The 16,774-nt window shown below is 68.6% G+C and carries 17 protein-coding genes; 7 read left to right on the top strand and 10 right to left on the bottom strand.

Annotated elements, in window-relative coordinates:
* The first annotated feature begins 227 nt into the window (after positions 1 to 227).
* A complete protein-coding gene (locus DQ384_RS42550) occupies positions 228 to 668 on the top strand; it encodes a sigma-70 family RNA polymerase sigma factor family protein (protein ID WP_220183372.1) in 441 nt (146 codons plus the stop codon).
* Between the two features lie 289 nt (positions 669 to 957).
* On the top strand, positions 958 to 1,446 hold the full coding sequence (locus DQ384_RS38535) for a hypothetical protein (RefSeq protein WP_147269064.1): 489 nt from the start codon (positions 958 to 960) through the stop codon (positions 1,444 to 1,446).
* Positions 1,447 to 1,528: 82 nt separating this feature from the next.
* Here DQ384_RS38535 and DQ384_RS38530 read toward each other — a convergent pair whose 3' ends face one another.
* The 3 genes from DQ384_RS38530 to DQ384_RS38520 all read right to left on the bottom strand — a co-directional run bounded on the left by DQ384_RS38530 (position 1,529) and on the right by DQ384_RS38520 (position 3,723).
* Entirely contained in the window at positions 1,529 to 1,837 is a 309-nt protein-coding gene (locus DQ384_RS38530) for a hypothetical protein (protein WP_147269063.1), read from the bottom strand.
* A gap of 372 nt (positions 1,838 to 2,209) precedes the next feature.
* On the bottom strand, positions 2,210 to 2,743 hold the full coding sequence (locus tag DQ384_RS38525; protein WP_114033832.1) for a hypothetical protein: 534 nt from the start codon (positions 2,741 to 2,743) through the stop codon (positions 2,210 to 2,212).
* Between the two features lie 614 nt (positions 2,744 to 3,357).
* Entirely contained in the window at positions 3,358 to 3,723 is a 366-nt protein-coding gene (locus DQ384_RS38520) for a hypothetical protein (protein WP_114033831.1), read from the bottom strand.
* 227 nt (positions 3,724 to 3,950) lie between these two features.
* Between DQ384_RS38520 and DQ384_RS38515 the strand changes: the two genes are divergently transcribed.
* On the top strand, positions 3,951 to 4,154 hold the full coding sequence (locus DQ384_RS38515; RefSeq protein ID WP_114033830.1) for a hypothetical protein: 204 nt from the start codon (positions 3,951 to 3,953) through the stop codon (positions 4,152 to 4,154).
* 80 nt (positions 4,155 to 4,234) lie between these two features.
* Complete coding sequence (locus tag DQ384_RS38510) at positions 4,235 to 4,729, top strand: hypothetical protein (protein ID WP_114033829.1); 495 nt, start codon at positions 4,235 to 4,237, stop codon at positions 4,727 to 4,729.
* Between the two features lie 3 nt (positions 4,730 to 4,732).
* Here DQ384_RS38510 and DQ384_RS38505 read toward each other — a convergent pair whose 3' ends face one another.
* From DQ384_RS38505 to DQ384_RS38480, 7 genes are all read right to left on the bottom strand, one after another.
* Positions 4,733 to 5,008: a hypothetical protein gene (locus DQ384_RS38505; protein WP_114033828.1), complete on the bottom strand. Its 276-nt coding sequence runs from the start codon at positions 5,006 to 5,008 to the stop codon at positions 4,733 to 4,735.
* A gap of 195 nt (positions 5,009 to 5,203) precedes the next feature.
* A complete protein-coding gene (locus tag DQ384_RS40705) occupies positions 5,204 to 5,797 on the bottom strand; it encodes a hypothetical protein (RefSeq protein ID WP_147269062.1) in 594 nt (197 codons plus the stop codon).
* A gap of 173 nt (positions 5,798 to 5,970) precedes the next feature.
* The gene (locus DQ384_RS40700) at positions 5,971 to 6,762 is read right to left on the bottom strand and encodes a hypothetical protein (protein ID WP_147269061.1); all 792 of its coding nucleotides are present in this window, start codon (positions 6,760 to 6,762) and stop codon (positions 5,971 to 5,973) included.
* 207 nt (positions 6,763 to 6,969) lie between these two features.
* On the bottom strand, positions 6,970 to 7,623 hold the full coding sequence (locus DQ384_RS38495; RefSeq protein WP_220183371.1) for a hypothetical protein: 654 nt from the start codon (positions 7,621 to 7,623) through the stop codon (positions 6,970 to 6,972).
* Between the two features lie 1,109 nt (positions 7,624 to 8,732).
* Entirely contained in the window at positions 8,733 to 9,596 is an 864-nt protein-coding gene (aroF, locus tag DQ384_RS38490) for a 3-deoxy-7-phosphoheptulonate synthase (RefSeq protein WP_114033826.1), read from the bottom strand.
* A gap of 189 nt (positions 9,597 to 9,785) precedes the next feature.
* Entirely contained in the window at positions 9,786 to 11,726 is a 1,941-nt protein-coding gene (locus DQ384_RS38485) for an MFS transporter (protein ID WP_181871655.1), read from the bottom strand.
* Between the two features lie 74 nt (positions 11,727 to 11,800).
* On the bottom strand, positions 11,801 to 12,532 hold the full coding sequence (locus tag DQ384_RS38480) for a hypothetical protein (RefSeq protein WP_114033824.1): 732 nt from the start codon (positions 12,530 to 12,532) through the stop codon (positions 11,801 to 11,803).
* 483 nt (positions 12,533 to 13,015) lie between these two features.
* On the opposite strand from DQ384_RS38480, the gene DQ384_RS38475 reads away from it, so the two are divergent.
* The 3 genes from DQ384_RS38475 to DQ384_RS38465 all read left to right on the top strand — a co-directional run.
* Positions 13,016 to 14,797, top strand: a complete 1,782-nt coding sequence (locus DQ384_RS38475) for an MFS transporter (RefSeq protein ID WP_342769495.1) — start codon at positions 13,016 to 13,018, stop codon at positions 14,795 to 14,797.
* An 82-nt stretch (positions 14,798 to 14,879) separates the two neighbouring features.
* Entirely contained in the window at positions 14,880 to 16,049 is a 1,170-nt protein-coding gene (locus DQ384_RS38470) for a type III polyketide synthase (RefSeq protein ID WP_114033822.1), read from the top strand.
* Between the two features lie 10 nt (positions 16,050 to 16,059).
* On the top strand, positions 16,060 to 16,774 hold a 715-nt coding region (locus DQ384_RS38465), incomplete at its 3' end, for a carboxyl transferase domain-containing protein (protein WP_281274194.1).

Here is a 16,774-nt window from a genome sequence, read left to right as displayed (position 1 = left end):
GGTCGGCGAGGAGCTCGTACTGCACCAGTGGGGCGGGCCAGACGACCGATCAACCGGGACGCCTGGTGGACCGGCTACGACATCGACGCCTCCCACATCCTTCCCGCCCGCTGCCTCCAGGTGCTCGAAGTCCTGGAGACACCATTCCCGACGAAGACCAGGAGAGCTCCTAGCCATGCCCAAGCGCGACATGACCGGCGTTACCCCCGCCGACGCCGAGCGGCACGATGCGCGAGCGCGGCATCGGCTTCACCTCGCTGCTGTACCGGATCGCGACGAACGCCTGCCTCGACTTCCTGGAGAAACGCAACGACCGCACACTCGTGCCTGCCCAGTTGCCGGGCGCGGGCTCGGAAGTGCGCTACCTGCAGCCCTACCCGGACCGGATGCTCCCGGAGGGCCCGCAGGAATCGGTGGTGGCGTGGGAGACGATCGAGCTGGCGCTCATCGTCGCCGTCCAGCACCTGCTGGCGTTCTCCTGGCGCTCAACAACCGCCGCCAGGAGCGCGGGCGCGTCGCGCTGGTGGCCACTGACGGCGCCGAAACGGGCGAGGGGAAACGGGGGTGGACCGTGCCGCTCCCGCGCCTCAGTCGGCGCTGGGGCCCCGAGAAGACCGGCTTATCCATCATCTTGCTGCCGGGAAATCTGTCGGCGACGGCTGGCGTAAGGGCTGCGGAACGAGGGCGCCGGTCGGGTCACGGCGCGGTCCGCTTTCGGCTCTACAGAGCGTGCGCGGGTGTGGACGTATCGTCGCGAAGTGACGATACCTTAGCACTGACTTGTGGCTGTGCTCCGTATCGCTCTTGGATCGCTGCCCTGTCCATCTCTGCTCGACTCTCGCTGACAGCTGTAGGTCTCGATCTCATGACCATGCCTTGCTCAATGAGTCGCTGATGGTCTGAAATCACTGCATGACTGAATCTGTGAGACATATGTCAGGACTCCAGTTGCGGAGGATGCTGCAAGAGCGGGCTCTACGGGAGGCACGGCATAAGGAACTGGCCGTAACCGCCGTCTTGAGCGGCAGAGAACGGCTCGACGACGCGCGAGATCGACTGGCGTCCGTTACCACCGACTACGACGTCGCCCTTGCGACCCTGGCGAATGTGCTGGGGTCGGCCGAGGCTGCTGCCGCCTTTCTCCAGGAGATTCTCGGCGAGGCCGCAGAATCGGCGACGGTCATTAGCAAGGCTCTGCGGGTAGCGGACGGGGCCATGGTCAAGGAAGCCGAGCGAGTGCTGGCCGAACAGGCCCTGACCGAGCCGTCCAGGGCGGGCCGAGGCCGCCGCCCGCGTCGTACCAGCCAGCCGAGCCAAGCCGTGCCGGACCCGGCTGGCGTCCAATCCCCCGGCTCCGGCGAGGCCGGCGCCGATGCTGGCCCAAAGCGACCGGAGGGGGCAGGCAACAGCGACCCGCCCCAGGCCGGTGGAGGGGCCTGGGGCTGAGTCGTTCCGTGCGCTGAGGCACGATGATGGTGGGCTGGGAGGGAGCCGGAGGCTACGGGCTCCGGTTCCCTCCCAGAGAGGGCTAGCGCTGCCTGCGCGGGTCGATCGGCGCCGCCTGACGTGCGATCATCGCGTCGACCTGCTGGCGAGCTCTGGTGGCGACTTGAGGCGCGGTCGCATAGGGCAGGCTGCTGGCTATGTCCGCCTCAAGTATCTCCCTGGCTGTGCGCCACTGGATCTTCGCCGCGTGCAGCTCTCGGCGTAGCCGCCGGCGGCGGCGACTGAGGGGAATGGCCTTCGCGTACTCCTCGCTCAGGCGCAGGTAATGCAAACGGTAGGCACTCGCGACCTCGACGAGTCGCTGGTGGGCACGGCGCAGATGCCGGGCCACGGGGGGACGCTGCATTGGGTATGCCTTCGGATCGGTGGATCGGGTTGTCGAGACGGAATGCCATCCGCTTCGGCTGCCCGCTTACGCTTTACCTCTAAGTGCGCTGTTGTCGCGGTGGGCAGGGAGGACCGGCCTCAGTGGCTTGCACGGCGGCGGCCTGCATGTGATTCGCTCGGCGGAGGCGTCTTGGTGTTCCCAAGTTGCTCTTTGCTCAGTGAGTAGGTGGGGACGGGGACGCCCGCGTTGTCCGGCGGTGCCTCACCATCAGTCGCCGAAGCCGCCGCGATGGGTTGCCGTGCTGAACCGGCGTCCCCTGGTGGGGGTCTCGGCGGTGTGCCCACCAGGTGCGGGCACACCGCCGAGATCTAGCGGCTAGTCGGATTGCTCAGCGCTCGGCGAGGGCCGCCGCGCCTCGGTGATGTCGGACGCGAACACGGGGAAGCTTCCGTCGCTTCCGTGCTGCGCCGGGGTGATGATGACCTTTGTCTTGCTGATTCCGGTGACCCGGTACCAATGGGAGGCGAATCGTGCCACGTCTCCTGGCTGGAAGTCCCCCGGCTTGTAGGCAGGACCGCGCGCCGGGGTGAAGGGTTGCGCCGCCTCGACCTCGGCCGTGGTGATGGCGGGCGTGGTCGGTATCTCGGCCGCGCGGGCGAGCGCGAGGGGGAGGTTCATCCCCTCCACTGTGGTCATCGCGGCGACGTCGGCGACGCGGGCCAGAAGCAGGCCCGGAATGTGTGATAGGGCGTCGAGATAGGCGAGTCTGACCAGACGTCCGGTGTTGTTGCGCAAGTAGGGGTGTTCAGCCTGGCGGATCAGCCGCAGGGTGCGGAGGAGTTCCTCCGCGATCTGCTGAGGGCTGAGGCTGTGGCCGGAGAATCCGTCGGTGAGGTGTTCCGTTGGCATTGACGTGTCCTTCGGATCGGTGGTGGGACATGAGGCTCGGGTGCCACCGGGCCTCTGACATCTATTTAACCACTAATTGCACGCTTGAAATGTGGTGTCTTGTTTCCCGCGCGGGTTAATGCACTACGGGCGAGATGCCGCCATGTCCGATGAAAGATCTGATACTTCACCGCCTGGGCGCGCGAATGCTTTAGCCCGGCTGAAGGTCAATGAGGCGGGTTTCCTGCTTCCTCGGCGGCCGATTCCGCACATTTTGGCGGTACCGGTCATGCCGGGGCCCTTCTCCCGGGCTGCGATCAGTTCGCCGGAACAGCCGCGATCGGCGTTGATCCGCGGGGCACGCGTCGTGCTGGTCGCTGGCGCACGCCAGCGACCAGACCGTGACGTCGGAGCCCCCCGCGGGAAAGGGGACCGTGACGTCGGCACCATTGCCCTACGTTCGCATGGGGACTAGTCACTGTCGTCCATGTGAGGCTGATCGGGGCCGGGGTACGATGGCGGGGTTGTCGACTGGCGGCCGGTGGGGCATCCGACTTGAGGCGTTCGCGCCCGTCCCATCGGCCGGTCTCGTAAAGCGGGAAAGCCCCCCGGCTGGGTGCCGGGGGGCTTCCTGCTCAGTTGACCTGGTCCCTCTTGTTCAGCTCCTCGTGGGCGTACTCGCTGCCCAGGTGGATCTCGACCAGGAATCGCCGGATGGCTTCCTCCCGCCAGCCCGCCGGGTCGTCCTCGAAGTTGTCGAGGATCTCGGCCGTTGCCAGCCACTTGACGGTGGCCGAGGTCACTGCCGCCCGAGCGGCCTTGGGGATGGCAGGGTCACCCTTCACCTCCTCGACCGCCTCTTTGACCGCCGCGCGGGTGACGCCGGGGGCAGTCTGGGCGTTTGCCTGCGGGATGGTGATCCCGCACCGCTGGAGGAGTTTGGCGATCAGCCAATAGGTTTGCACCCAGTGGCCGATCAGCTCCGCGAACCGATCTTCCATCGGTCCTGCCTTTCGCTCTGGAGTTGTCAACTGACTGTCGGTCCGGGGATCCGACCCCCCGTCCCGACACGTCTATTATGACGCATAATCCTTGTCACTGACAAGACTTTATTCACTCTTCTTACCCAAGCCGCCCGGCTGTCCATCTCACCAAAAAATCTTGTCACTGACAAGGATTTATGAGAGGATAATCCTTGACGGCGACAAGGAAAGGAGGTGAGAATCAGATGGCAGACAGGATGGACCAGCTCATCGCAGCGGCCGTTCGCCAGCACTTCAAGGTCTGGCAGAACGAGCGCGGCGTGTGGTTTTTCCGCCGGGGCCCGATCACGGTGACCAGCGCTCGCACCCCCGTGGACGCGAGCGAGTGGATCACCCTCATCGGCGCTCTGCGAGGAGCCGGGCTGGACTTCCCGGACAGCGGGGAGTGAAAACCGGGGGCCGCGTGACGGCGCGGCCCCCGGCCATCCGACCTCATCAACGACGGCGACAAGGAAAGGACACAACCATCATGACCTGGCAGGTCGAAATCATCATTACTCCCCGACACCTTGACGACCAGCAGCTAGGCCAGCTCGCCGAGGCCCTCGTCGGCGCGGCGTTCACCTACGACCAGGACACCGGCACCGTGAGCGTCCGCGTCGCGGTGAACGCCAAGACGCAGGCCGAGGCCGTGCGCGCCGCCTCCGCGCGGTTCGCCGAGGTAGCGCGCACGACGCTCGGCGAGGTGGTGCCATACGTCGGTATCCGCGTGGCACGCGGCGACAACGATCCCGCGCCGCGCGGTCCGGAACTGGTCGGATACACCGAGATCGCAGCGCTACTCGGGCACATGAAGGGCAAGCCCCTCAGCCGCCAACGCGCCCGCGAGCTCGCCGAGGAACACGACGACTTCCCCGCGCCGGTCGCCCGGCTGAGCATGGGGCCGGTGTTCACCCTCGCCAGCGTCCTGGAGTTCGGCAGGAACTGGGAGGCCAGGACCGGACGCCCACGCATCGGCCGGTGACCGTCACAGGCGCGGGTCGTCCAGGAGCGTGAAACCGTTGGCGTCTTCCTCACTGACGACGTCAACGGCGAACCTCCGGCCGGACAACTCCCCGGCGGGCAGGCCGGCCTGCCCGGCGATCCGCGCCGCCGGCATGACCAGCGGCGCCGTGACCGGGTGAATCGCGGTGATGAGCTTGGCCTGCTCCCCCTTGGTCAGCAGCACCACCGCCTGACCCACGGGGACCTCCGGGGCGGGCGCGCGCAACTCGGCCGCGAAACGGCGGGCCTCAGAATCCATGACGTTCCTTCTCTCTTCACCGGGCCTTCCAGGCTCTCGGCGACGACCCCGGGAACGCAAGGGGTGGCGGCCTTTCCATTGTCTTCAGCCGTTGTCGTGGCGGCGCGGGCTTCCCATCCCGCCCGCCACGCGCGGCCGTACAGCTCATCGACGAACTCAACGGGGTCGACGGGCTTGGACTCCGGTGGCACCAGGTCAATGGCGTCCTTGGACCACTCCTGCGGCGCGACCGGCGGGTCGTCCTGGAGCGCGGGCCCGCGTGCCGCGCCGATGCAGTTCGTTGGCCAACTCGGGAGAGCCGAGGGCCCGGACCGGGACGTCACCGATCGCGGTCAGCACGGCGTCAGCGACCTTGTCGTATGGGCTCGCTGTCTCCGGAGAGACGGCGCGGCGCCTGTTCGCCTCGCGGCCGACGCCCTGGACCTCGCGCAGCGCCTGACGGTGCGCGAAATCGGCCCTCTCCGCGTCGGTGAGACCATCGGCGGCTTGGGGGGCCCGTGCGGTGTTCCAACAGGATGCCGAAATCACGCATCCGCCGGTCCGGGTGGCGCATCGACCGATGTCCAGGACCGCGACGAGATCCCCTGGGCGAGGGTGAGTGATCCGCTTGTACGTCCTGGCCACGATGGGCGCCGGGTTGTCGAGGAGGTACATCTTGTGCAGGTTGGCCGCTGAGGGGGTCAGCAGGTCTCGGTACGCGGCCGCGGCCGATGATAGGGACAACAACTCGTCTTTCCGGTCAACGCTGGCCCCTTGCCTCGGTAATTCGCGCCGCGCCAGGTCGAGCATGCGAAAGCCGGTGCGCCGACCGATACGAAGTGCGCCGCCACCTGTTCGCCCGTGAGAGCTTGGCGGTGAGCCTGCGTACGGCGCAGCAACCCGGCCGTTTCGCGATCTTGATCGAGGTAGGAGTCCCGCGTCTGGCCTTTGCTTCGCACCGCCCGATCGGCGGCTGGCTTTTCCTATTCAGCCGTTTTGCCGAAGGCAGGATCACGGATCGCTGCCAGCAGACGTTGTGCGCGCGCCACCGGAATCTGCAAACGCTCGGCGACCACGACGGCGGTCAGGGGGGCGTTGTTCTTCTCGACACGCAGCGCCAGCCGCGCTGCCTCATCGAGCAGCGGATCCAGGTGGGGGTCTGCGTCAGCCAGGCTGGCGGCCGCCAAAAGGCGCCGAGCTCGAGCGAGTGGAACCTTCAGGAGCTTGGCTACCGTGACCTCGGTCAACGGCTCACCGGGGGTGGCCTGGCGTGCCAGTTTCAGAACCTCGCCCCGCAGTGGATCAGGCCGGCCGCGTGGCATGCCTGGGCTTGGGCGTACCTCGTGCCAGAAGTGGTCGAGGTCTGCCCTGCGCCACCGTTGCACGCCCTTGTGGTCGACGTTGTCAGGGTCGCGCAGGCCGGTGAGGTAGGGGTGGTCGGCATACTGGTACACCGATTTGGGTGCAAGGCCGTTTAGCCGCGCGAAGTCGTACAGGGAAAGCAGGGCGTCCTCACCAGTGGTTTCCGGGTCGCTGATCTCCTGGGGGAGCTGGCGCCGTTTCAGAAACTCAAGTACCGGCTGCAGAGGGTAGACGCCGTGGCGAAGCCGGGCGGGAAACTGGTTGTGAGGGTTGTTGGCCCATCGCCTAACCGTGCCGGAGTTCACCTGGGCGAGTTCGGCCACGCCCGCTGTGGTGATCTCCTCCTCGGTGATCTGACTTCTGCCGGCATTCCGTTCGGCGACGCGCCGCGCGTACGCTGGGTCGATCTTCACCACGTCATTGTGCCCCTAAAGGACGATGCGCCGCTGCCGGGGGCTCACGATGGTCGCGGCCATCGCTGGGGGCGGTCGCTGAGGGCCTGTTCGTCGTGCTCTCTGGGGGCGGGACGGGTAGGCGATCCAGTGCGGTGTCTCCGCTTTGAGGGCTGCATCACTAGAGGGCGAACAGCGGGATCGGTGTGGCGGCGCTAGGTGGCAGCGCTATGGGCGGCATTGCGCTGATTTGGCGGCAACAATCTGCCGCCATTGGAGGACCTCGTGCAGGTTCTGGTCCGGAGCGAAGGTCAGGTGGGTTCCATCGACCGAGTCGCAGCCGATGGCGGCGGCGTATCGGTATCGGCGCAGCGAGTTGACTCGGCCCATGTGCGTCCATTTGCCGAGGCTGTTGGCGACGTCCACCAATTCGGCCGCGTCGCGGGAGAGTTTGAACTCGTCGCCGCCTCCGATGAAGAGGCAATCGATCTCGTCCCAGGGATCCCATGAACTAAATTGCATGCCGTCCTGGGCGACGAAGGCGGCAGGATACCCTAGTTCGCGGATTTTAACGAGCATGTTGCGTGAACGAGTTAGTGTGCGCAAGTGGTCCCCAACCACATCGGGCGCGACGGCGAATAGGCAGTTGTGGGCAAGGGGACGCAGTCGCCTCAACCAGGTCAGGTACGCCTCGTCGCCTGGGTATCTGCCGGTGTAGACGCCGTTGTCGGCGCACCAGGGATGACCGGCGAGCAGGCGGTTGCCCTGCTTGGGGGTGGTGATCATCCCAAGGTGCCCGAGTGCGATGGCGTCCTTGATCAGGGCGGTGGAGGGTGGCGTGAGGTACAAGGGGGCGGGGCACCCGCCCTTGGTGGACGCCACGGAAACGGGTGATGGGCTCGGATTTGCGGGCGGCCATTGAGTGGCCCGGCCCGGGTGCTGGGGGGTGACGGTCATGTTTTCGCCGGACCAATCGGATCGGAATTTGTAAACGCACCGGCACCTCGAGTGCCATCAAGAAACCGGTATCTATATATTAGCCATATTTGTATCTCGTGATGGGAATGAGAAGCGTGAGCCTGATCGGTTCAGGCACCGTCCTTCCTTGATAGACAGGGTGTTCACGGCTTGAACGAGGGCCCAGTATTGAACCTGCGCGCAGTGGCGCGACTGAGAGAGGCGTGGGACAGCTACCCGGGAGGTGAACGACCCGTGTCTGCCATGCCGGGATTTCTCGCTGCCGGGCCTACGGAATCTGATCGGGCCCTTGTGGCAGTGGTCGATATCAGTTCGGCAACGCCCTGATCCGTAGGGAGCGTTTGCGGCGGTTTGGTCGTCTACGCTCCGCTACGACGTTAGAAGCGACTCGCGGCCCCGTGGTCGGCAGGAGCGGGCAGGCCAGGAGGGCACTGGGCCGGTCGTGCGGCCCCCCGGCGATCAGCGCCGTGGCCGGTGGCGAGAGGTACCGGGTCTGCTGACTGGCTGTGGTGGTCGGCCCTCACATTGGAGCGATGATGACTGTTCCTGCGCAGCACTGCGGTGGTCGACGGGAGTCCGGTTCGCCCGGTACCTCATCGAGCCAAGGGGTTGCATTGACGGCGCCGAGCGTTTCGGCGATCGATGACGCCCCCACGCAGGTTATGACGGGGATCGCCGAGGGGTGTGCACGTTGCAGCTGCGCGCGCGGACCTGTGGACGCTGCCCTGGCAAGAATCGGTGACCAGGCCGCTGTGCTGGTGGCGATGATTGGGGTGATGCTTGGCACCCCCCAGAGCGCGGATCGTCTGTGAACCCGGGGTATGCCTGCCGAACGGCCGGGCACGGGGAGCACTTGTCAGGTGTGGCGGCCGGTGCCCTGACCGCGCGCATGGAGGGCACAGGCGTCAGGCTTGTGTCGAGGCCTACCCAGCAAGGCTGTGAAGCGCGGCGGGCTGGTGGTCGGCTTCGGGGGCCAGCTTTTGGCATGGTCGATAGGGACCTGTGCCGGGGGTTCAGGCGGGCGTGTGTGCCGCTTGGGCGCGGGTTCGGCCGATCATGGCCGGCCAGAGCCGTATCACGCGGCCGAGCTCGGTGATATCCCGCTCGCCCAGCGACTGCGGGCCGTCGCAGAGGGCCTGTTCGGGGTGGGGGTGGACGTCGATGATGACGCCGTCGGCGCCTACGGCGATCGCCGCGCGGGTGAGCGGGAGCACCAGATCGCGGCGGCCGCCCGAGTGGGACGGGTCGACGATGACCGGCAAGTGCGACAGGCGCTGCGCCATGGGGACCGCCGAGACGTCCAGGGTGTTGCGGGTGGCGGTCTCGAACGTGCGGATGCCCCGCTCGCACAGCACGATGTCGAGGTTGCCGCGCTGCGCGATGTACTCGGCCGCCATGAGCCACTCCTCGATGGTGGCGTTCATGCCGCGCTTGAGCATGACCGGCATCCCGGCCGCGCCCACGGCCTGCAGCAACGCGAAGTTCTGCGCGTTGCGGGTGCCGACCTGAAGCATGTCGGCGTAGGAGGCGACCAGTTCGACGTCGTGGGCGTCGACGACCTCGGTGACGATCGGCAGCCCGGTCTCGGCGCGGACGTCGGCGAGGATGCGCAGGCCCGGCTCGCCCAGCCCCTGGAAGGCCTGCGGCGAGGTGCGCGGCTTGTACGCGCCGCCGCGTAGCAGGGTCGCGCCCGCGGCTCGCGCCATCAGCGCGGCCTCCAGGGTCTGCTCGGGCGTCTCCACGGCGCAGGGGCCGGCGATCAGGGTCACGGTGTCGGGCCCGATCGGCACCCCGGCCACCCGCACGGTAGATCGTTCCGGATGGTTCTCCCTGCTCACCAGCGTGTACGGGGCGGGGAGGGACGCGTTATCGGTCATGGCGGCGTCGGCCCGGTCGATGGCAGCAACCTCGGCGGCCGCCGGTGCCCCGCGCTGGTGGGGTGGCTGATGCCATGTCGGCGGATGTGCCGCGCGGCACCGGTCGCCTACGCCGCGACCCTGTGCTTGCCGCCTCCAGGTGGCGGGCAGAGGGCGTGGCGCAGAGCTGCCCCGGGGTGGCGGCCGCGGTCATGGCGAGGTCGCCGGTTTGCTGTGGTCGGACCGGCGGCGCGGCTTCACGGGGGGTTGGTCGGCGAGAGGGGCGGTGAGCAGGGACTGAACTGCTGAGACCAGAGCCAGGGCGGCGGATTCGAAGCGTTGGTGCCCTGGGGTGAGTTCGGTGCTCACGCCGGCGTGTGGGGATGTGTGGCTCGGATGCGGGGGTGAGGCGGAGAGGGGGCGGGCTTGTCGATGCCGGTGGGTGGCGTAGGGATCGACGCGGCGCGTCGTCGCCTGAGCCTGTGGACCCGTCATCGTGCTGGGTCGAGGAAGCGGGCGGGGAAAGGGTGTGGTGGCATCGAGGTCGGGTTCGGGAGGCGGTGGGCCCGCCGCAGCGCCGATCGAGCGATGCTCGGCCGGTTGCGAGGTGGCCGGGGAGTGGCATGGGCACTGCTGCCGCCGTTCCTGTCGCAAGGCGTCAGATGCCACGATCAGCCCCTCGGCCATGACTGTCAGCTGTGTCAGTACCTCGGCGGGAACGCGCAACAGTTGCGGGGCTGTGGCAGGAGCCGCAGCGGAGTCGGCCAAGGTGCCCGCGTTGTCGCCGACTCCGGCCGCACCGCCCGGTCCGATCCGGCAGGCCAGGCCGATCAGTCCTGCCGCCCCTGCTGCGACCAGGCACAAGACCAATGTCCAGGAAACGTCGGGAAGGGGCATGCCTTGCCAGGACCGCTCAAGAACCGGGGAGGCGACGGCCAGGCCGAGCACGGCCCCGAACTCCACCAAGCTCAGCCCGGCTCCTGCAGCGGTCGCCACCAGGCCGGGCGGTGCCCACGCGATGACCGCCAGGACCAGCCCGGTGGCCAAGACCCCCACGCCGATACCCAACGTGACTGCTCCGGGTAGCCATAACAGGCCCGTGGCGGCCCGCATGTCCGCGACCAGCAGCCATACGCAGGCGCTCACCACGGCCAGCGCCCCGCTGTACATCACCGGTCCGGTCCCCTGGCGCCGGATCAGGGCAGCGGCAACAAGGCCCGCCAGCACAGCCACCCACAGCGGGGTCATCGCCACCGGGCCACCGAGCTCGGCGTCGGCTCGGACCGCGGCGGCGTATCGGGTCGCGATGACCAGCGCAGGGAACAGCGCCGCACCGGACAAGACGCAGGCCCCCCCAAGGCGCAGCCACATCGGATCACGCCAGGTACGGTGGCCCGGTCTGCCGCGTCGAGACGACCCCGGCACGGCGAACAGCAGGGCCAACACAGCGACGGCGACCCCGGCCCCGAGGCTGGCCAGCGTGAGCGGGGAGAGCCAGCCCCAGTACGGCCCCCGCATCAAGCCCAGCGCCAGCATAGAAAGCCCCGCCGCACCCAGCACCGTGCCTGGCCAATTCGCGCAGCGAAGGCTGCCACCGGCGTGCGTGGGCGTGATCGTGATGGCCCCCGCCAGCACGATCCCTCCAAGGGCGGCGCTCAGCACCGGTTGCGTCGGCCAAGCCCAGTCACCGGCGATATAGCCCACCGCCGCCCCGGCCGTGGCGGCCGCGCTCCAGATGCCGATCCCTGATGCGTGTCGCTCAGCGGGGAACTCCACGCCCAGCAGCCCGAGCGTCGCTGGGGCGATCGTCGCGGCGCCCACGCTCTGGGCAAGTCGTGCCAGGACCACCATCGGCGTGTCCGCCGCAGGGATCATGACGGCGGAGGAGAGAGTGAACAGTGCCAGACCCGCGAGGAGAACCCGTCGTCGCCCGAGGAGATCGGCAAGGCGCCCGGAGATGGTGAGCACGACAGCCGCCGAGATGAGGTAGACGGCAGACAGCACGGAGGGATCGGCCAGCCTGCCTGCGGCGGGCAGCGACCGCGACACCGCGGCGGCATCGTAGGCGACCGCGGCGACGGCACCGGCGCAGACCACCGCGATGCGCCGGTGGCGCGAGCGGCGGTGGCGCAGCGATCCCGATCGTCGCATGCCCCGATGCCCGGGGGCCGGCGAATCGTCGCCAACGGTAGGGGCGACGGGGGGAGCGCCGGAGGCTGGCATGGTTACGCCGCCCCGGCCGGCAGCGTGCGGGCAGGCTCGTTCGCGTTCATCAAGGTGAGATGGCTTCCGGCGGCGGCGGGCGGCTGCCGCTGGAGCGCCTGGTGATACAGCAAGGCCTCTGCCAGGGCGGTCTGCTCGGCGGTGCCGGTGCTGAGCCCGGAGTGCCGTAGGCAGCGCAGGTAGACGGCGACCGCGCGCTCGGCGACGTGCTGATGTTCCAGGCACAAGGCCAAGACCTCCCCCTCGGCGGTCTTGATCGTCGCCAGCAGGTTCGCGACGTGCGGTTCCTCTGACTCCCGGCGCAAGCCGCAGATGTCAGCGAGCAACTGCGGCCAGCGCAGGTGCCGCTCCACGGCCAGCAGGGCATGGGAGGTCAGCTGAGCAGAGGTGGACTCGGGCACCTCGCCGAGGTGCCGGCTTGCCGCCTGGATCGCCAGGTGCGCCGTGGTGGCGTGTACCCCCGATAGCCGTTCCTGCGCCAAGGCCAGCGCCGCCCGCCGGTGCTGCAGATGCCGCACACTCCACCCACGAACCTTCAGCGGGTAGGGGCCCGACCGCGTCCGGGTGGTGACGTCCCAGCCTTGCAGCATCAGCGCCCGCAGCGCCTGCTGCTGAGCGGGCCAGGTGGCCACGGTCACAGTGACTCCGCTCATGTCCGCTCGGACCCTCAGGTTGGCTGCGGGATCGGTCACGGCGCGGGTCACGACCCGTGTGATCACGTCGATCGGTTTCACGTCTCGCCCTCCAGAGGAGACCTGCCGCCCGGGAGCCTGGGTGGGGATTCCGCCCCGGACAGCAGGCCCCAACTTGCCTCACCAGCATCTTGACAAGTGTCGCGTCAAGCTTGTCAAGACGTGATGGATGCTAAGACCCGGCTTGCGCACTGTCACTACACTCGCCCGCTTTCACGACGTCCGTGACTAATCTGTAACCAAATGTCGCCCGATATGCACACCAATATGGGCTTCTAAGTAGATCGACTGCGAGAGTCGGGCCCGGCCGCCTGCTTGCGAATGCGGCCCGCAGGTGGTCGCACCGCTGCGGGGCCCACCAGTCGGGGCCTCCGTGCCTGTCAAGGCGGCCAGTCAGAACGAGTCACAGGCGATCCGCTCCGAGCCCGCACGGCCGTACCTGCCGGAAAGCCCGCGCCGCCCCGGCCGTCCTGATCAACGCGCACCCTTTGAGAGTCCGCACGCAGCCACCGCGTCAGATCACGAATCGATTACAACGCTGCCGTATTTGTTGCCCGAGACCGTGCACCACACCAAAGCTCCCCTCCCAGCATTACCGCCCGCATTTCCGGCGTCCGCGCCCGTACCGCGAAATCGCCTCATCGACATATCGCGGCGGGCCTTAGCGACCCTCAGGAGGCAGCCATCCCGGCCCTGCCCAACCGCACACCGCACCCGCATGGGCCCTCGTCGCTCCGCCGGTCCGCCTCACCGCGCCCGGCCCGGCTGATCCTGCTAATCGGGTGTGCAACGGCGGCCATCGCCATGGCCGACACCATCGCCGCCACCCTGGCCATCCCCGTCCTGCAGAGTCCACACGGCCTTCCCGGCACACCCGTCTCCGCTCTGACATGGCTGATCACCGCCTACGCGCTGCCCGTGGCCACCGGACTCACCACAGCCGGGCGTCTGGCCGACCTGGCCGGGCCACGTCTTGTGCTCATCGCCGGGCTTGCCGTGTTCACCTTCGGCGCCGCGGTCACCTGCCTGGCGCCAAACCTGGGATGGCTGCTGGCGGCCCGCGCCACCCAGGGGCTGGGCGCCGCCGCCATGATCCCCGCCTCCCTCGCCCTCATCCTGGTCACCCTGCCCGCCAGCCGCACCGCCGCGATCGGCCTGTGGAACGCCGCGTCAGGCATCGGCGCGGCCGCCATGCACGCCGGCGGCGGATGGCTGGCCGACCTACTGAGCTGGCGAGCGCTGTGGCTTCCCCAGGCCGTCATCGGCATGACGCTGCTCCTCGGCGTAACCGGCCTGCCCACCGCAACCTCCACATCCTCCGCGTCCAACGCCACCCGGTGGCACCGGCCTGACCTCGCCGGACTGGCCCTGCTCGCCACGGTCTTCCTCACAGCCACATACGCCCTCAGCCAGGCCTCCCGCCTACCGACCGCGATCCTGGTAGCCGCCCTGGCCGCCTCAGGGCTCGGGTTGCTGGCGACGGCATGGCGATCCCGTCACCACCCCACCCCGGCCATCGAGACCGGCGTGTACGCCCGGCCGGCGTTCGCCCTGGCCGCTCTGGTGGCGCTGCTGCACGGCGCGATGTCCATCGCCATGCTGACCGCCATCCCCATGTACCTGCAGCACACCCTTCACCGCACACCTACCGGCTACGGCCTGGCGATGGCACCGATGTCGATCGCGATGGCGCTGACCAGCATCGCCGTCGGGCGAGCCGGCAAACACCTTCGCCCCGGATGGATGATCTACATCGGCTCGGTGGCGGTCGTGGCCTGCTATCTGTGGGTGGCCACCGCCCTTGGACCTGTCCCCCACCTGTCGGCGATCTGGATCCCGGCCAGCATCCCGCTCGGCGCCGGCATGGGCGCGATCGCCACCAGCCTGTCCGCCGCGGCAACCCTCTCGGCCGGTGCCGGACGCTACGCCGCCGCGACCGGCGCCGTGATGACCGGCCGCCAGCTCGGCGGAGCCTTCGGCCTCGCCGGCATGGCAGCGGTGCTGCAGCACCCGGTCCTCACCGGCCCCGCCGCCGGTTACACCTCCGTCATCCTCGGCTGCCTGGCATGTGCCGGACTCGCCGGATTCTGCGGCCTGCTGCTGGTACGCCGCGCCGAGCCAGCGGCAACCCATCCCGCACGGTCACGCCCAGCCCAAGGACCACGATCGACCGGCTCGGTGACGGCGATACCCGCCTTCACCCAAACACCGCCGCCGCACCCGCGCGCCCAGACCCCCGCGATCCCCGCCAGCTCCGCAACCAGCTCCGCGGCCGCCCGCCGAGCCCTACCGGATCTCACCGGGTGATCACATCCCCCTACAGCCCGAGTCGGCCCCCCGCCGACACCCTCTCCCCCCCGGCCCGCCACCTCATCGAAGCAGGTTTCCCATGGCGATCTTGTGCAAACCGGCCATCCACCTCCCCGAACACCAGATCACCCAAGAGCAGACCCTCGAGCTGTGCCGCCGCCTCCACGCCGACCACCCGCAGCTGCCCCTGGCACTTCGACTGATCGCCAACACCGGAGTCCAACGCCGTCACCTGGTCCAACCCCTGCCCGACACCCTCACCCATCCCGGTTTTCAGCAACGCAACGGCATCCACCAGCAACAGGCCGAACAACGCGTCCCCGGTGTCGTCCTACAGGCACTCGCCAACGCACACCTCGGCCCCGACGACATCGACATGATCATCTATGTCTCCTGCACCGGCTTTTCGATGCCCTCGCTGACCGCGTGGCTGATCAACAACCTGGGCTTCCGCCTGAACACCACCCAGCTACCCATCGCCCAGCTGGGCTGCGCCGCAGGCGGAGCCGCCATCAACCGCGCCGCCGACTACTGCCGCGCGCATCCGCTGGCCAACGTGCTGATCGTCTCCTGCGAGTTGTGCTCCCTGTGCTATCAACCCACCGACACCGCGATCGGTAACCTGCTGTCCAACGGGCTCTTCGGCGACGCGGTGGCCGCCGCCGTGGTCCGCGGCCAGGACGGCACCGGCATCCGCATCCACCAAAGCGCCTCTTACCTGATGCCCGGCACCGAATCGTGGATCAGCTACCAGGTCAAGGACACCGGCTTCCACTTCCAGCTCGACAAGCGCGTCCCCCGCACCATGGAAGGCCTCGCCCCGCCACTTCACCGACTCGCCGCCGACTACGGCTGGGACGCCTCCAAACTCGATCTGTACATCATCCACGCGGGCGGACCCCGGATCCTGGACGACCTCACCAAACACCTGCAGGTCCCGCCGGAGGCGTTCACCTACAGCCGTCAGACCCTGGCCAACTGCGGCAACATCGCCAGCGCCGTGGTTTTGGACGCGCTCGCCCGGGCCTTCGACGACCAGGCGGTCACCGACGGCGACACATGCCTGCTGGCAGGATTCGGCCCCGGCATCACCGCCGAGGCCTGTATCGGTACCTGGGTCACGCACAGCCCCCACTCCGACATGCACGCCCTCGCCGATCAGCACCACACCCGCCCGCTGTCCCTCTCCCACGGCTCTCATGACCCCGCGCCCGCCATGCCCCCGCTGACCGGCGACCTGTTGGCCTAGGACACCGACAATGACGCGACTGGTCATGATGTCCAGCCAGCACCCCCCGCCATCCGCTCCCGCCCAGACCGATCCCAGGGGTCCGCTGATACGTCTGTCGGCCCTGTTCGACGAGGGCTCGATCCACCTGATCTCCCCCGAAGACCGCAGCGGCGTCCTCGCCGCCATGGGGCGCGTCGAGGGCGTGCCGGTGGTGGGCTTCTCCAGCGACGCCCGCGTCCAGGGGGGCGCGATGGGCAGCGAGGGCTGCGAGCACATCGTGCACGCCTACGACGTCGCCGTCCGCGAGCGCGTGCCGATCGTCGGCCTCTGGCACTCCGGCGGCGCCCGCCTCGCCGAGGGCGCCGAGTCCCTGCACGCGGTGGGACTCGTCTTCGCGGCGATGACCCGGGCCTCCGGCATCGTGCCGCAGATCTCCGTGGTCCTCGGCCCGGCCGCCGGCGGCGCCGCGTACGGGCCCGCGCTGACCGACCTCGTGATCCTCTCCGACCAGGGCCGCATCTTCGTCACCGGCCCCGACGTCGTCCGCAGCGTCACCGGCGAGAAGATCGACATGGCCGGGCTCGGCGGCCCCGAGCCGCACAGCAAGCGCAGCGGCGTCGTCCACGTCGTCACCAAGACCGACACCGACGCCGTGCTGCACGCCCGCCGCCTCGCCGTGCTGCTCGGCCACCAGGGCCGCATCCGTCCCGACTCGGTCGAGGACGTCGACTTCTCCGGCCTGC

The organism is Sphaerisporangium album (genome assembly GCF_003323745.1).
Taxonomy (GTDB): Bacteria; Actinomycetota; Actinomycetes; order Streptosporangiales; family Streptosporangiaceae; genus Sphaerisporangium; species Sphaerisporangium album.
This window is presented reverse-complemented; position numbering and strand designations above follow the sequence as displayed.

Excerpts from the sequence above, each read along its gene's own strand:
- DQ384_RS38485 (WP_181871655.1), bottom strand. The coding sequence starts at position 11,726 with ATGCGACGATCGGGATCGCTGCGCCACCGCCGCTCGCGCCACCGGCGC.
- DQ384_RS42550 (WP_220183372.1), top strand. The coding sequence starts at position 228 with ATGCGCGAGCGCGGCATCGGCTTCACCTCGCTGCTGTACCGGATCGCG.
- DQ384_RS38505 (WP_114033828.1), bottom strand. The coding sequence starts at position 5,008 with ATGGATTCTGAGGCCCGCCGTTTCGCGGCCGAGTTGCGCGCGCCCGCC.
- DQ384_RS38520 (WP_114033831.1), bottom strand. The coding sequence starts at position 3,723 with ATGGAAGATCGGTTCGCGGAGCTGATCGGCCACTGGGTGCAAACCTAT.
- DQ384_RS38510 (WP_114033829.1), top strand. The coding sequence starts at position 4,235 with ATGACCTGGCAGGTCGAAATCATCATTACTCCCCGACACCTTGACGAC.
- DQ384_RS40705 (WP_147269062.1), bottom strand. The coding sequence starts at position 5,797 with ATGCTCGACCTGGCGCGGCGCGAATTACCGAGGCAAGGGGCCAGCGTT.
- aroF (WP_114033826.1), bottom strand. The coding sequence starts at position 9,596 with ATGACCGATAACGCGTCCCTCCCCGCCCCGTACACGCTGGTGAGCAGG.
- DQ384_RS38525 (WP_114033832.1), bottom strand. The coding sequence starts at position 2,743 with ATGCCAACGGAACACCTCACCGACGGATTCTCCGGCCACAGCCTCAGC.
- DQ384_RS38535 (WP_147269064.1), top strand. The coding sequence starts at position 958 with ATGCTGCAAGAGCGGGCTCTACGGGAGGCACGGCATAAGGAACTGGCC.
- DQ384_RS38515 (WP_114033830.1), top strand. The coding sequence starts at position 3,951 with ATGGCAGACAGGATGGACCAGCTCATCGCAGCGGCCGTTCGCCAGCAC.
- DQ384_RS38470 (WP_114033822.1), top strand. The coding sequence starts at position 14,880 with ATGGCGATCTTGTGCAAACCGGCCATCCACCTCCCCGAACACCAGATC.